The organism is Mucilaginibacter sp. A5337, from assembly GCF_059690695.1.
Map to the genome: position 1 here is coordinate 14,225 of NZ_JCAWEC010000003.1, position 15,822 is coordinate 30,046.

The following is a 15,822-nucleotide window of genomic DNA, read 5'->3' on the forward strand; positions in this document are numbered from 1 at the left end:
GGCAAATATATATTACGCTTATTATAAACAATAAATAACGCCGATGTTTTAGTTAAACTCATCAGGAATATCGGTAAATTAATGCAATATTAATTGTAAGCCAGATTATGCCTAATCCTTTCAAAATCATCAGTATTTTAGCCTGTATCGTGTTCCTGTTAGGGGCATTGGGGTGCCATCCTGCAAGTAAACCGGCAGATAAACAAGCGTCGAAAAAAACAGCCGGAAAAAAAGTAAAAGAATATAAAGAGATCAAATATTCATACGAACAGCTTATTGCTTTTTTTGACAGTGTGGGTAAACTACCTGTTGACCCAATGGCAAACAAAGTGGCTTTCTATGCCGATTCCGTTTTTAAAACTTTTACTAAACCAGTAAACCGCCAGCTTTCGGCTGCCGATTTTGCATTGTTAAAACAAGCCATACGGGCTAAAAGAATAAACGTGCATATCGCAAAAAAAATATTCGGGGAGTTTACGGTGGATAGTAATTGCAATTCAAACGGCTTATTTGATTCGGTCAAGAGAGGATATGTTTATTTGGAGGCCTATCCTTTTATCCGTAATAAAAATAAGTTTGATGAATTTGCGGTTGGCGTGGCTGATCGCGGACATTGTCCGGGCGCTATGATCTATTATTTTAGAGGAAGTAAGATTATAGCAAAACAAGACGGTTATTCGCGATATGGAAGTGAGCCGGAATATTTTACTAACGTGGATGGCGAAAATATTGTTTACAGGCAATATGAGTTTGCTGTAGGATCAGGCGTTGGATGGTTTAATTACTTTTTTTATAAATACGATGGCGATAGATTAATCCCGGTGTTAAATGAACTTGCAACCGGGAATGTGCAGGGAAGTTGGATAGGACGGGTTATATGGCTGGATGCATCAATTAAGAAAACAAATCCACTTACCTTAAAGATGGTTTACTACAATCATTTTGTTAAGGATGATAGAACTGGTTGGGGGCCTGCGGTCATCGATGATTCAACAATGGTTAGCTATAGGTGGGATGAAAAATCAAAAACATTTATCGGGCAATACGAAAAATCTAAAATTAGTAAAGCTCAGATTTTGTCATATTATCTGGATGATAATGATCTGTTATTTATTAATGTTTTTAAGAAGCCTTTAAGGGGGGCTTTAAATAGCAAAGAAAACAGGCAGTTAATATTGAGATACCTCACTAATGTAAAAGCCTATCAGGATACCATTAGTAAATGATTTTATTCTGTTCTAAAGCTTCGACTAATTCTCAAAAGCTGTTTAAAAACCAGAGAAAATATTTTTGTAGAGACGCATAATTGCGTCTCCCGGAGGACAAGCCGATTTCAAAAGCGTCTCTACTGCCGTAAATTGCAAGCGGGAGACGCAATTATGCGTCTCCTACATTAAAAAAACTGTCGTTTTTAACGGCCTCTCAGGTGAGTAAATAAAACAAAATGCCCGCTTTTGGCGGGCATTTACATATCAAAAATGAAACTTACCTTTTTCCTGTCACTCCAAATTTCTTTTCAAACCCACTTAACTGCGCGCTGAACTTGTTGAATAATTGTGGCTGCTTGTATTGTTTGCTAAACTCAACCAGGCCGCCCAAAATCTGCATTGAATATTGCAGATCACGGTTTTCGAGGTTAGTTTCACCTTTCTGGATCAGCGCATAGCTGTAATCGAGCTGGTTATTTACATAATCATCAACCAGGTTAGCCAGTTTGTTGCCCAATTGAATATCATTTAAGCGATATGCGTTTTCAATCATGTAATATTTGCGCACCGCTATCTCTAACGAGTTGATGGTGGTTGGCATTACCTCGTCATATTTTTTAAGCACTTTGCGGGCCGAATCCGGTTTGCCTGCTTTTGCCAGATCATCGGCCAGGGTTGAATAAAGCCTGGTGATCAGCGGGTAAAACATGGTCATTGATTCGTGATCAAGATAGCTGGCGTTTTTCATGTTGCCCCATTTGTATTTGGTCATCATGTTTTCGTACATCTTACCTGTGTTGCTGGCTTCAAGAGGGCCAACTGCAGTATCCGGTTTTAATGGCAGCAAACGGTAAGCAAAACCTTCGTTATACATGTATTTATCCAAGCCAATCATGTTGCTGTTAGGTACAGTAACTGAAAAATAGATAGGGCGTTTCCAGTCGTTGTGCGATAAGATATCCATCATCGCCAGTACATCTTTGGTAACATAACGGCCGCTAAATGTCCAGTCCATTTCAGGAGCTATCTTGTCTTTGTCGGCTGCCGCTACGGTGCCGGTTTTAACAACCTCATCGGCATTAACGGTCAATTTGAATTTGTTGGTTGGCAAATAATTGGCAACATCGCCGTTATTGTATTCAACCATGGCTTCTTTTTTATCAGAAGTAATAAAGTCAAAAACGTCTTTTAACTCGGTGGCTCCGGGAATTTTCTGATCACTAAAATAGATCACGTCGCGTACGCCCGGTTTAAACTTGTCGTTTGTCATGCTGATCGGCAATGGCTCCGACTCATTCATCTTGTTTTTCATGCCACGGATATACCAGTCGGTACCCAGCAAGCTCAGGTTCACGATGCGTACATCGGGACGCACATTTTCAACCTCCTGGATATACCAGAGCGGGTAGGTATCATTATCGCCATAAGTAAACAAAATGGCATTTGGTGCACATGAGTTAAGATAGTTATAAGCCATGTCATGCGGTGTAAGCTTGGTTGAGCGGTCGTGATCGTCCCATTCCTGGTTAGCCATTAGTAAAGGCGCCGCAACAAGGCAAACTGCTGTAGAAATGATTGCGCTCACCTTTGCATTAAGCTTTTTGCTCAGCACATCGGCAATGCCAATCACGCCCAGACCTATCCATATCGCGAAAGCATAAAAGGAGCCGGCATAAGCATAATCACGTTCGCGTGGCTGCAGCGGGTCCTGGTTTAGGTAAAGCACAATGGCTAAACCGGTGCAAACAAACAGGATGGCAACAACACCGGCTTCGCGCTGGTTACGTGCAAAGTGAAATACCGCGCCAAACAAACCTATGATAAGCGGTAAAAAGAACAGGCGGTTGTAGCTTTTACTTTCGGTAACAGAATAGGGCAGAGGTTTGTTAAAATTCCATCCGCTAATCCATTCACCATCGGCACCTGAATTTAAACTTTGACCATCGAGATCGTTTGACCGGCCTGCGAAATTCCACAGGAAGTAGCGGGTATACATCTGGTTAATTTGCCATTTAGCAAAAAAGTTAATGTTTGAGCCAAAGGTAGGGTGTTCGCTTTCGCCAAGGCCAGTCCACTCCCGATAAAATTCCGGGTGACCGGGCTTATCGCTGAACATACGCGGGAATATGGTATTTCGGTCGTAAACGGTATTGAGTTTTTTGCCGGCAATTTCGTATTTGGTTGCGCCGCGGCGGTAAATATTGGCTCCTTCTGTTTGTGCTGTAGCTTCCGAATCAAAAAACTGGCCGTACAATAATGGGGTATCGCCATACTGGTCGCGGTTAAGGTAGCTGTTCAGGGCGAAGGCATTCTCAGGGTCGCTGTTGTTAAGATTAGGATTGGCTTTTGCACGCACCACGATCATCACAAACGAGCTGTAGCCGAACAGGATAAATAACAGGCAGATCAAAAAGCTGTTAAGTGCAAAACGCTTTTCGCGGATTTTTACGACGTATTCCAGCAGGGCTAAAATACCTACGCTTACTATAAGGCCAACTATGCCACCACTAATACCTAATATCAGCACAAAACATGCGGCAGCTAAAATAATAGCGGGTTTAACCGGATTTATAGTGTAGTAAATGCCTGCAACAATGGTGATGATCAACAACAGGAAGAATACCACCGCACCACTGCCAAAGCCCATACCCAGCGTATTAACAAAAAGCAGATCAGAAAACGCTGCACCTTTTACGGTATACTGAATAACTCCCCAAAGCACAAATGCAAGTGCTACAACGCTTGCCAAAAAGGTAAGTAATGTGCCTTTTGTAGTAACATTTTTTGCCCTGCGGAAATAGATCACCAAACCGATAGCAGGTATCACCAGCAAGTTTAATAAGTGGATACCTATGGAAAGGCCCATGATATATGCAATAAAAACTATCCACCTGTCGGCATGTGGTTCATCTGCGTGGGCATCCCACTTTAATATTGCCCAAAATACAACAGCGGTACAAAGAGATGATTGCGCGTAAACTTCCGACTCAACGGCCGAAAACCAAAAGGTATCCGACCAGGCATAGGCTAAAGCACCTACAATGCCCGAACCGATGATCAGGATCAGGTTTGTTGAATTGAGCTGCTCCTCTGTTTTAACCAAAAGCTTTTTGGCAAGGGCCGTAATGGTCCAAAACAGGAACATGATGGTAGCGCCGCTGGCCAGTGCCGATGCCATGTTGGCCCAATAAGCCACTTTGGTATTATCACCCATAGATAACAAGGTAAATACCTTGCCTATCATGGTAAATAAAGGGGCACCGGGCTGGTGAGCTACCTGTAAACGATAGATACAGGCTATAAATTCGCCGCAATCCCAGAAGCTTGATGATGGCTCAAGGGTTAAAATGTAAGTTACTGTGGCAATAATAAAGGCTACCCAGCCAAATATATTGTTGAGTTTTTTGTAATTCATGATTGGACACTATGTGAAAAAACAGGATTAATGCAGCCGAAAATAGTAAAACTATTGGGATGTTACCATCAAAAACGGGCTTTTGAGCCCTGTTTTAATTTTATTTTGCTGTATTTGAGGTGTTAATGAAATTTTTTAAAATTCTATTTTGACTTTCAAATATTCGCGCTATATTTGCATTCCTTTTCGGGGAGTAAGACAAACCAAAGGAGATTGCCTGATAGTATAATGGTAGTACGACGGTTTTTGGTACCGTTTGTCTAGGTTCGAATCCTGGTCGGGCAACAATAAAAATTCGGATTTCGGATTTTCAATTTCGGATTTATTCTGATTGGAAAACTTGAAATCCGAATTGTGTTTTAAGGCGTTTGTGAGCGGGATGTCTTATTTTTATAAGGCAGAATAATCAATCCGAAATCGAACATCCGAAATCCAAAATCAAAGAAAATGCCCTTACAATTTAACCCGGTTAAATTATTTGCAGGATCAGGCTCACAGGAGCTTGCGCGTTTGATAGCTGATGCTTATGGCCGCGAATTAGGTGAAGTTGTGATATCGCGTTTCAGCGATGGTGAATATCAGCCGCATTTTAATGAATCTGTAAGGGGGAGTGATGTTTTCCTGATCCAGTCAACCCACCAGCCTACCGATAATTTAATGGAGTTACTCATGATGATTGATGCCGCCCGCCGTGCATCTGCCCATTATGTAAACGCTGTTATACCTTATTTTGGTTTGGCGAGGCAAGACAGGAAAGATAAACCACGTGTTGCCATTGGCGCAAAACTGGTAGCTAACCTGTTGGTAGCAGCCGGCATTAACCGTATCATGACCATGGATTTGCACGCAGCGCAAATTCAGGGCTTTTTTGATGTTCCGGTTGATCACCTGGATGCTTCTATCATTTTTGTGCCTTATATTAAAAGCCTTGGTTTAGGTCACCTTACCATTGCTTCGCCTGATATGGGCGGTTCATACAGGGCCCGTAGCTTTGCTAAGTTCTTTAATGCCGAAGTGGTAATTTGCGATAAACGCCGTAAACGCGCTAACGAAATTGAAGCCATGACGCTGATAGGTGACGTTACCGACCAGGACATTGTACTAATCGATGACATCTGCGATACCGCAGGTACATTGGCAAAAGCAGCCGGACTGATCATGGAGCGTGGTGCGCGCAGTGTACGCGCGGTTTGTACACACCCGGTATTATCAGGTAAAGCTTATGAAACTATCGAAAACTCGGCTTTAACCGAATTGATAGTTACAGATACTATACCGCTTAAGCAACAAAGCCCGAAAATTAAGGTACTTTCAACTGCCGAACTTTTTGCCAAAGCGATAAGCAATGTAAATGAGCATGGCTCGATAAGCACCTTGTTTAAGGTGGAGTAGTAGGTAGTTCATGGTTGATGGTTCATAGATCATAGTGAACATTTATCATGGAAAATAAAAAGAATAAAGTAATTGGGAAATTAGGCCATGAACAATGATCTATGAACCATGAACTAAAAAAAGGCTTTGTGGAAAGTAGAACAATGATCTATGAACCATGAACTAAATAAATAAAATAAATAAAAATGAAATCAATTGCTATTAGCGGTTCTCCAAGAGAGAACGTAGGGAAAAGAGACGCGAAAGAGCTGCGTTACAATGGCCAGGTGCCTGCAGTGCTTTACGGTGGTGCTACCCAGACCCACTTCTATGTGTCCGCAGCTGATTTGAGAGCCGTTGTTTATACTCCGGTTGTTCATTTCATCGATCTTGAAATTGCCGGTGTTAAATCACAAGCTATCATCCAGGACATTCAGTTCCACCCACTAACTGAAAAAATCACTCACGTTGACTTTTTATTGTTAGACGAGAAAAAACCTATCGCTATCGAGATCCCAGTTAAATTAACCGGTACTTCTCCAGGTGTTAAAGTAGGTGGTAAACTGGTTCAAAAATTAAGGAAACTGCGTATCAAAGCGCTTCCTAAAGATCATCTTGATGCTATTGAAGTAAGCATCGAGTCTTTAGAAGTTGGTAAATCAGTAAAAGTATCTGATATTAAATTAGATAACTTAACTATCACCAACGCTAAAGAAGATACCATTGTTTCTGTAACTACCTCACGTGCTTTACGTCAGGCTGAGCAGGAAGCAGCTCAAGGTAAAAAATAAGCCCCTAACCCCCTGAAGGGGGAACAAGAGGTGAAATTAAAAACAGCGGTAGAGTATCTCTATCGCTGTTTTTGTTTGGGCAATAAATAATATCTTCGCATAAAAATTTAAGCAAATCAAAAAATTCTCTGTCGGCTGACGGAGGTTAGGGGGCATGAAATATTTAATTGTAGGTTTAGGAAATATTGGTCCGGAGTATGCCGATACAAGGCATAATATCGGTTTTATGGTGTTGGACGAACTGGCTAAGCAGGAGGGAACAAGGTTTCAAAACTCGCGCCTGGCCTACTATACCGAAGTATCGCACAAAGGCCGTACGCTTTGCCTTATAAAACCTACCACCTACATGAACCTGAGTGGGAAAGCCCTCAGCTACTGGATGAAAGACCTGAAAATTCCGATTGAAAATGTTTTGGTTATTGTAGATGATCTTGCATTGCCATTAGGTACCCTGCGTTTAAAACCCAAAGGCAGTGCTGCCGGGCATAATGGCCTCAAAAATATTGAAGCTGTGCTTGGTAACACCAACTATGCCCGCCTGCGTTTTGGTATTGGCGATAATTACCCCAAAGGCCGCCAGGTTGATTTTGTACTGAGTGCTTTTGATAAAGACGAACTGCCCGAACTCCCGGCATTGATTGATCGTTCGATAGAAATGGTGAAGAGCTTTGCCACTATTGGTACTGAACTTACCATGACCCGCTATAATAAGTAACAACACCGTTACAAACTAATATTTTAGTTAAAATTCCGTTCAAATCATGATTCGCGTTGTAACGCGGATGACGTTCTTACGTCTTGTAAACCTAAATAACCTTATGAAACAAATCCTACTAACGGTACTTTGCTGTTGCTTTTCCACCATCATATTTGCACAAACAAAAACTGCTGCTACGGTTGCAACGGCAGTTCCTAATATCACCGTAAAAGGAATTATCATTGATTCGGCTAACAACAAGCCTATGGGGTATGTTACCGTAGCCCTGCAGGATGCTGCTTCCAAGGCCCCTGTAAAAAGTACCCTTGCCAAAGATGACGGCAGTTTTGAATTAAAAGCCCCCGAAGGTAAAACTTACCAGTTGGTAGCTGTTTTCATTGGCTACGCTACTAAAACCATCCCGGTAAAACTTACAGGCAATACATTTAATGCGGGTAGAATCCTGCTTTCGGCATCAAGTAAGCAATTGAAGGAAGTTACCGTGACTGCGATAAGGCCTGTAATGAAACAGGAGGTTGATCGCCTGAGTTATGACGTGCAGGCCGATCCCGAAAGTAAATCAATTACAGCACTGGATATGATCCGCAAGGTGCCGTTGTTATCTGTAGATGGTAGTGACAATATCAAATTGAGGGGTAACGATAATTATAAGATCCTGATCAACGGCAAGGAATCGGCCATGATGGCCAAGAACCCATCGGATGTGCTTAAATCGATGCCTGCCGCTAATATCGAAAAGATAGAAGTGATCACCACGCCGCCCGCAAAATATGACGCTGAAGGCCTGGCGGGGATCATCAATATCATCACAAAAAAGAATGCCGACCAGGGCTATAACGTAAACATCAACACCGGCTACAACAATGTTTTTGGCGAACGTGCTAATGTGAACATAACAGTTAAGCAAGGGAAATTTGGTTTTAGTGGCTATGCCGGATACAACCATAGGCCTGTGCAAACCTCGTCTTTTGAAAATATCAGCAACTTTTATCACCCGGTATCATCACTTAGCCAAACCGGAACAAGAGGTAACGGGGCCAATAACGTTTATGGTAGTGGCGAGTTAAGCTACGAAATTGATAGCCTGAACCTGGTTACAGGTATGTTTGATTTTTACAATGGTAAGGGTAAACAGCAAAATAACCAGGTTACCAGTATTAAAGATAGTGTTGATGCCGTTACCCAGTTTTATCGTTTGTTCAATGCCGGTAACAGCACTTTTCATGGCTCTGATTTAGGGCTGAACTACCAGATAGGCTTCAGGAAGCATAAAGATCAATTGCTTACCGTATCCTACAAATACAACAATAATAATAATGGCCAAAATAATGGCGCAACAGTAGCCGCCGATTCAATAGGTAAGGCGCCTACCGATTATAAGCAATACAACAAATCGGGTTCAAAGCAGCATACGTTCCAGCTTGATTATATTCAGCCCCGGAAAATATTGACTCTTGAGGCCGGCGGTAAAATTATTTTAAGGGATAACTACAGCGATTTTTATACCGACCTGAAGCAACCCGATGGAAGCTATAAAACTGATGATAGCCAAACCAATGATTTTACCTATGATCAGGATGTTTATAGCTTGTATAATTCGTACTCGGTAAAACTCAGCAAATGGTCGTTTAAAGGTGGCTTACGTTTAGAGCACACAAAAGTAAACGCCGACTTTTCAACCACTAACAGTACCGTTCACCAGGATTATAATAACCTTGTGCCATCGGTATCTATTCAGCGCTCGTTAAAGAGCAGCAGCCTTACATTGGGCTTTACTCAACGCATCCAGCGCCCTGGCATCTACCAGTTAAACCCCTATACCGACAGGACAAATCCGCAATACATTAATATGGGAAACCCCAATCTGAAAGCTGCCGTTACCAATAACTTTGAGCTGGGGTACAGCAATTTTGCTAAAGGCTCCATCAACTTAACTACTAATTACTCATTCGCCAATAATACTGTGCAGAACCTGGCGCGGGTTGATTCGGTCGGAGTAACTACCAACACCTATGATAACGTAGGCTCCAACAAAAACTGGGGTTTTGATGCAAATATCAATTATCCTATTACTTCAAAACTAAACGTAAACATCAATGCCGAATTATTATTTGTTTGGCTTAAGGGCTACTATAACGGCTCGCTTTATAAAAACAGTGGTAACCAGGGACATATTTTTACTTATACCAGTTATAAGTTTGACGGCGGTTATCGTGCCGGCGTCAACATAGGTTATGACAGTCGTTATGTATTGCTGCAGGGAAAGGATAATTACTACTTCTTCAGCTCCATCAGCGGTACCAAAACCATGTTTAAGGAAAAGGCCACTTTATCAGTTAACGTTAACAATCCTTTCAAAAAATTTAACAAACTCGACTTCTACACCAAAACACCCGACTTTGATACCTATACAGCCAACAACAACTTTTATCGCACCATTAACGTGAGCCTGAGCTACAAATTTGGCAGGCTTAACAGTAGCATAAAGAAAAATCAACGTGGTATTAATAATGATGACACCAGCAGCGGAAGCCGCAATTAATAACCTGAGTAACTAATCCGTTACCCGGCGCTGGCAAACGTTAAAAAGTGTTAAACGCATACTTTTTGCTGTCACACCCGGGTATCTTAAACGTCTTATGACCAAAATCGCAATTATGAAACAATTTTTACTAACAGTGATCTGCTGTTTTGTCACGGGGATGGCTATGGCCCAGGCCGCAGCGCCGGTTCCTGTTCAAAATATAACTGTTAAGGGCACCGTGATCGACTCTGCAACCAACAAGCCATTGGGGTATGGTACTGTCGCACTGCAGGATGCCGCTACCAAAAAACCGGTAAAAAGCACCCTCGCCAAAGATGATGGCAGCTTTGAGCTGAAAGCACCCGAAGGAAAAATCTATCAATTGGTGGTGGCTTCTGTTGGATACGCAACCAAAGTACTCCCGGTAAAAATGACTGGTAAAACGTTTGATGCCGGGCGCATCCTGGTGGCAGCATCAAGCAAACAATTGAACGAAGTAACCATTACTGCTGTAAAACCGGTGATGAAACAGGAGGTTGACCGCCTCAGTTACGATGTTACCGCCGACCCTGAAAGCAAAGCTGTTTCTGCATTGGATATGATGCGCAAGGTACCGCTTTTGGCTGTAGATGGTGATGATAACATCAAGTTAAAAGGCAGTGGCAAATACAAGATCCTGATCAACGGAAAAGAATCGGCGTTGATGGCCAAAAACCCGTCGGATGTACTGAAGGCAATGCCTGCTACCAATATTGAAAAAATTGAGGTGATCACTACGCCGCCTGCAAAATACGATGCTGAGGGTTTGGCCGGTATAATTAACATTATCACTAAGAAGAACGCCGATCAGGGCTATAACGGCAGTGTTAATATGCGCTATAATACTGTTTGGGGCCCGGGCTATAACCTGAACATGACCGCCAAGCAGGGTAAGTTTGGAGTTTCGGGTTATGCGGGTTTTGGTAATCAAAAGCGAAATACCAATACATCAACCACCAAACAAACCTTTTTTGATCCTGAGTCAAACATTCTGCAAACAGGCAATAATTCATTTGGCGGCAAGTATCGTTATGCCAATGCAGAACTGAGCTATGAGATTGATACACTGAACCTGCTTACTGGTTCATTCGAGTTTTTCCATGGCGAATTTGACCAGGACGGCTCACAACGATCGGCCCAGACGAATGCTGCCGGGGACCTGACCCAGGGTTATAACCTGTTGAGCAATGGTTACAACCACGATCAGGGATTGGACGCATCTATCAATTATCAGTTAGGTTTTAAAGGTCATAAAGATGAATTGCTGACCTTATCTTATAAATACAGCTATGGGCCGAGCAAAAATTTTACCGACAACCAGTTTTCGGACAGGGTTAATTATTACAATGCCCTTCAGCCCGATTTCAGGCAGTATAATAATGCAGGTAACCGCGAGCATACCTTTCAGTTAGATTATGCTTATCCATTAAAAAAGATCAGTATTGAGGCGGGCGGTAAAGTAATTCTTCGTAACAATTTCAGCGATTACAGGCGCGAAGATAAAGATTCAACCAGCTCGGTATATAACGTAAATACGGGTCAAACCGGTGCATTTGATTACCACCAGGATGTGTACAGTGCTTATAACTCGTACCAGTTAAAGTTTGATAAATGGACAGGCAAGGCGGGTTTGCGTTTAGAGCATACACAGGTAAATGCGGTGTTTACGGGTACGCCGCTTGATAAAAATTATAACAATTTTATTCCTTCGATATCTATCCAGCGTTCACTGAAAAGCAGCAGCATCAGTTTGGGCTTTACCCAGCGTATCCAAAGGCCGGGCATTTACCAGTTAAACCCTTTTATTGATAAATCGAACCCTAAATTCATCAGTACCGGTAACCCCGATCTGAAACCGGAGCTGAACAATACTTTTGAGCTGAACTACAGTAATTTCTCAAAAGGATCAATTAATGTCGGCTTGAGCTATGCGTTCTCCAACAACGCTATCCAGAATGTGACCAGTTTGATTCAAAACAACATGGGCGATCATATTGATACGGTTACCTTTACTACTTATCAAAATTTGGGCAGTAACCGTTCTCTTGGCTTAAACCTTAATACCAATTACTCAATCACTAAAAAGTTTACGGTTAATATCAATGGGCAAATTTCGCACATCTGGTTAAAGGGAACTTATAATGGTCAGTTTTATAAAAACGACGGTTACACCGGCAATGCTTTTGCCAATATCGGTTACAAGTTTGATGGGGGCTACCGTTTAGGGCTTGATGCAGGTTTCTTTAGTGGTGATGTTACATTACAGGGTAAATCGAGCAACTTTATTTTTAACTCCTATGTGCTCTCTAAAGAGTTCCTGAATAAAAAGCTAACCATTTCGGCAGTAGCCAACAATCCATATAGCCAATATCGCACTTTCAGATCAACCACGCATACTGTTGATTTTGACCAGGAATCGTTGTATCACAACCGCTACAGGAATTTTGCTGTGAGGTTAAACTTTAAGTTTGGCAAGCTGAACGGCGATATTAAAAAGAACCAGCGCGGCATTAATAACGATGATACCAAAGGCGGCGGCAAAAGTAATGGTGGCGGCAACGGTTAATTGTTAAAGTATTTTTATGAAGAGAGGCGCGTAATTGCGCCTCTTTGTGTTTTGTATCGAGCTATTGTAAAAAGAGACGGATTGGAGGCAATCACACCTCTTTAAGAAATTTCGAAATCCGTAAATTTACCACATGAAAGTTTACGGAATAACCAATTGCAATACAGTAAAAAAAGCCCTCGACTGGCTTAAAGAAAATAAAGTAGCTTATGATTTTCAGGATTTCAAAAAACTGGGAGTAAGCACCGAAAAGCTACAGGAATGGGATACCAAAGCAGGCTACGAAAAATTCATGAACAAACAAGGCCTCACCTGGAAGCAGCTTGATCCGGCAGTTAAAGAAAGCATCAAAACCAACACCGATGCACTGCAATTATTACAGCAAAAAACCAGCATGATCAAACGTCCGGTTATTGAGGATAATGGTTTCCTTTTCTTCGGCTTTGATGAAAAGGTTTATGCCGATCATTTTTTGGGGAAGTAGGGATAGCAGGACTAACGAAGCCGAAAGGCTTCGTTAGTTTTAGTTACTTCAAACTCATCCGGGTTTCGTCTCTCGCCGTTGTTGGTGTTGTCACCAACAACTCTACGCCATCCAATTAATAATCTCGGTTAACCCATCCAATCGTTGTCACCAACAACTAATACATATTAATCCTCATCCAAATCCACCTGATATATAGGCTTTAAGCATGCATTTAATTATTTAATAAATCGGTAACAATCGTTTTACCAATCTTTTGCATCTGCCTAATTTGTAGTATACTTGTTCCTTTACGCAATTTATTTGACTGAACATGAAACTAAAACTGACGGCAGGTTGCAGCCTTGCCTTAATGTTGGCCGCAAGCGTAAGTTACGCCCAGCAGCCAGCACCTACCACCACTACCACTCCCGCCGGATCTGTTTATGATTATCACGAAACTTTTGGTCCTGGGTTTTACACTAAAAACGGCACCGAATTTCGCGCGGCAAGCGGCGAACCAGGATATAAATACTGGCAAAATCGCGCCGACTATCAATTGGCTGCCAAACTGAACGATCAAACCAATGAAATTACCGGGTCGGAAGTTTTAACGTATACCAATAACAGTCCGCAAACATTGGGCTTTATGTGGATGCAGTTGGATCAGAACTTATTTAAGCTTGATTCAAGAGGTACAGCCATTGTTCCGCCTGCGGGCAGCCGTAACTGGGGCAGGGGCGAAGCATTTGACGCCGGTTATAAAATTAAATCGGTAAAGGTTGCCGGCCTGAAAGGCGAATATGTTGATGTTAAATTCCTGATTACCGATACCAGGATGCAGGTTTTCCTTCCGAAGGAAATTGCGGCTAATGGCGGTCAGGCTAAACTGAAAATTGAATATTCATTTGTGTCGCCAAATTATGGATCAGACCGCATGGGGTATTTGCAAACTAAAAACGGTAAAGTTTATACCATTGCACAATGGTATCCACGCGTATGTGTGTACGATGATGTAATGGGCTGGAACACGCTCCCATACAGCGGTCCGGGAGAGTTTTACCTGGAATATGGTGATTTTGACCTGAGCATCACCGCTCCGGCAAACCATATCGTAGTAGCATCCGGTGAATTATTGAACCCGCAGGAAGTATATACCCCTGAGCAATTGAAACGTTGGGCTGCTGCCGAAAAAAGCGAAAGCACTGTCATCATCCGCTCGGCTGATGAGGTTACCGATCCAAAATCGCGCCCGGCTGGTAAAGCACAGTTGACCTGGCATTTTAAGATCAAGAATGCCCGCGATGCTTCATGGGCTTCATCAGCAGCATTCATTGTTGATGCTGCCAAAATGGATTTGCCAAGCGGTAAAAAATCAACTGCAATATCTGCCTACCCGGTTGAAAGTGATGGCAATGATGCATGGGGCCGCTCAACCGAGTACGTTAAAAAATCAATTGAGTACAACTCATCAAAATGGTTCGAATACCCTTATCCTGCTGCTACTGCCGTTGCCGGTATTGTGGGAGGTATGGAATATCCTGGTATCGTATTTTGCGGAGCTAAAGCAAAAAAGGCAAGCCTTTGGGGTGTAAACGACCACGAGTTTGGTCACACCTGGTTCCCGATGATAGTTGGTTCAAACGAGCGTATGTACGGTTGGATGGATGAAGGGTTCAACACGTTCATCAACACGCTGTCTACAGCTAACTTTAACAATGGCGAATACAAAAACACCCGCGTTCAGGACATGCACGCTACCGGCGCTTTCTTTACCAGGCCCGATCTTGAGCCTATCATGAGCCAGCCGGCCAACCTGAAAGAAAGAAATACAGGTACTTTGCTTTACTCTAAACCAAGTGCCGGTTTAGTATTACTGCGTGAGCAGATCTTAGGCCCTGAGCGTTTTGATTTCGCATTTAAAACATATATTAACCGCTGGGCATTTAAACACCCAACTCCCGATGACTTTTTCCGTACCATCGAAAATGCAGCCGGCGAAAACCTGCAATGGTTTTGGAGAGGCTGGTTCCTGAACGACTGGCGTTTGGACGTTGCTGTAAGCGATGTAAAATATGTTGATAACGATCCAACCAAAGGTTCATTGATCACTTTGGATAACCTGGGTAAAATGGCGATGCCGGTTATCCTGGAGATCAAAACCAAAAGCGGTAAAGTTGAACGAATGAAACTCCCTGTTGATATTTGGGAGCGTTACGCTTCATGGACATTCAAATATCCGTCGACGGAAGAAATTGAATCAGTTACTTATGATCCGGACAAAGTATTGCCTGATTACAACCAAGACAATAACGTTTGGAAGAAATAAGCGGCCCTCTAAATCTCCCCTAAAGGGGAGACTTTTAAAAGCGACAAGAGAAAAACTTGTCGCTTTTTTGTTTTTCTCAGACTTAAGTGTAGCCGCCCATCGCCGTTGTTGGTGTTGTCACCAACAACTCTTTTGATCCCAGATGTATTTATAGCGCCGGAAACTTAACTTCAAAAGCGGTGTGTAAAGCTGTTGGTGACAACACCAACAGCGGCAGAGAAACGGTGGTGAGTGTTAGCTCATCGCCGTTTTTAGTTTTGTTGCTGTTGATGGAAAATGAAAGTCGATTGCAAAAAAACATGTCATTGCTGAGGCACGAAGCAATCGCACGGAGGCAGGGCCGCTCTGTATAGCATGCGATTGCCTCGTCGCCCCCAGAGCTCATTCCCATTTCGCTC

9 protein-coding genes and 1 tRNA gene are annotated in these 15,822 nt (G+C 42.5%); 9 read left to right on the forward strand and 1 reads right to left on the reverse strand.

All coding sequences use genetic code 11. The annotated features are described in order from the left end of the window. The first annotated feature begins 107 nt into the window (after positions 1 to 107). A complete protein-coding gene (locus tag AC59JO_RS09935; protein WP_497305071.1) occupies positions 108 to 1,226 on the forward strand; it encodes a hypothetical protein in 1,119 nt (372 codons plus the stop codon). A gap of 259 nt (positions 1,227 to 1,485) precedes the next feature. Here the strand turns inward: AC59JO_RS09935 and AC59JO_RS09940 are convergent, their stop codons facing one another. Continuing rightward, positions 1,486 to 4,623 (reverse strand): DUF2723 domain-containing protein, encoded by a 3,138-nt coding sequence (locus tag AC59JO_RS09940; RefSeq protein ID WP_497305073.1) that lies wholly within the window; start codon positions 4,621 to 4,623, stop codon positions 1,486 to 1,488. Positions 4,624 to 4,837: 214 nt separating this feature from the next. Here AC59JO_RS09940 and AC59JO_RS09945 point away from each other — a divergent pair. From AC59JO_RS09945 to AC59JO_RS09980, 8 genes are all read left to right on the forward strand, one after another. Further along, a tRNA-Gln gene (locus tag AC59JO_RS09945) sits at positions 4,838 to 4,908 on the forward strand. Positions 4,909 to 5,070: 162 nt separating this feature from the next. Continuing rightward, positions 5,071 to 6,015 carry a ribose-phosphate pyrophosphokinase gene (locus AC59JO_RS09950; protein WP_497305075.1) on the forward strand — a complete coding sequence of 315 codons (945 nt, stop codon included), beginning with the start codon at positions 5,071 to 5,073 and terminating at the stop codon, positions 6,013 to 6,015. Positions 6,016 to 6,200: 185 nt separating this feature from the next. After that, positions 6,201 to 6,785, forward strand: coding sequence for a 50S ribosomal protein L25/general stress protein Ctc (locus tag AC59JO_RS09955; RefSeq protein ID WP_091212752.1), 585 nt, complete (start codon positions 6,201 to 6,203; stop codon positions 6,783 to 6,785). A gap of 154 nt (positions 6,786 to 6,939) precedes the next feature. Further along, positions 6,940 to 7,500, forward strand: coding sequence for an aminoacyl-tRNA hydrolase (pth, locus tag AC59JO_RS09960; protein ID WP_497305077.1), 561 nt, complete (start codon positions 6,940 to 6,942; stop codon positions 7,498 to 7,500). A gap of 103 nt (positions 7,501 to 7,603) precedes the next feature. Next, a complete protein-coding gene (locus tag AC59JO_RS09965) occupies positions 7,604 to 10,045 on the forward strand; it encodes a TonB-dependent receptor domain-containing protein (RefSeq protein ID WP_497305079.1) in 2,442 nt (813 codons plus the stop codon). Positions 10,046 to 10,160: 115 nt separating this feature from the next. Next, entirely contained in the window at positions 10,161 to 12,632 is a 2,472-nt protein-coding gene (locus tag AC59JO_RS09970; RefSeq protein WP_497305081.1) for a TonB-dependent receptor domain-containing protein, read from the forward strand. Positions 12,633 to 12,765: 133 nt separating this feature from the next. Beyond that, positions 12,766 to 13,116 carry a Spx/MgsR family RNA polymerase-binding regulatory protein gene (locus AC59JO_RS09975; protein WP_112572923.1) on the forward strand — a complete coding sequence of 117 codons (351 nt, stop codon included), beginning with the start codon at positions 12,766 to 12,768 and terminating at the stop codon, positions 13,114 to 13,116. Positions 13,117 to 13,429: 313 nt separating this feature from the next. Next, a complete protein-coding gene (locus tag AC59JO_RS09980) occupies positions 13,430 to 15,424 on the forward strand; it encodes a M1 family metallopeptidase (protein ID WP_413666080.1) in 1,995 nt (664 codons plus the stop codon). The last annotated feature ends 398 nt before the right edge of the window (positions 15,425 to 15,822 follow it).

Bases quoted from the DNA above. Each gene is read 5' to 3' on its own strand.
- AC59JO_RS09975 (WP_112572923.1), top strand. From the start codon at position 12,766: ATGAAAGTTTACGGAATAACCAATTGCAATACAGTAAAAAAAGCCCTC.
- AC59JO_RS09950 (WP_497305075.1), top strand. From the start codon at position 5,071: ATGCCCTTACAATTTAACCCGGTTAAATTATTTGCAGGATCAGGCTCA.
- AC59JO_RS09940 (WP_497305073.1), bottom strand. From the start codon at position 4,623: ATGAATTACAAAAAACTCAACAATATATTTGGCTGGGTAGCCTTTATT.
- AC59JO_RS09970 (WP_497305081.1), top strand. From the start codon at position 10,161: ATGAAACAATTTTTACTAACAGTGATCTGCTGTTTTGTCACGGGGATG.
- AC59JO_RS09965 (WP_497305079.1), top strand. From the start codon at position 7,604: ATGAAACAAATCCTACTAACGGTACTTTGCTGTTGCTTTTCCACCATC.
- pth (WP_497305077.1), top strand. From the start codon at position 6,940: ATGAAATATTTAATTGTAGGTTTAGGAAATATTGGTCCGGAGTATGCC.
- AC59JO_RS09935 (WP_497305071.1), top strand. From the start codon at position 108: ATGCCTAATCCTTTCAAAATCATCAGTATTTTAGCCTGTATCGTGTTC.
- AC59JO_RS09980 (WP_413666080.1), top strand. From the start codon at position 13,430: ATGAAACTAAAACTGACGGCAGGTTGCAGCCTTGCCTTAATGTTGGCC.
- AC59JO_RS09955 (WP_091212752.1), top strand. From the start codon at position 6,201: ATGAAATCAATTGCTATTAGCGGTTCTCCAAGAGAGAACGTAGGGAAA.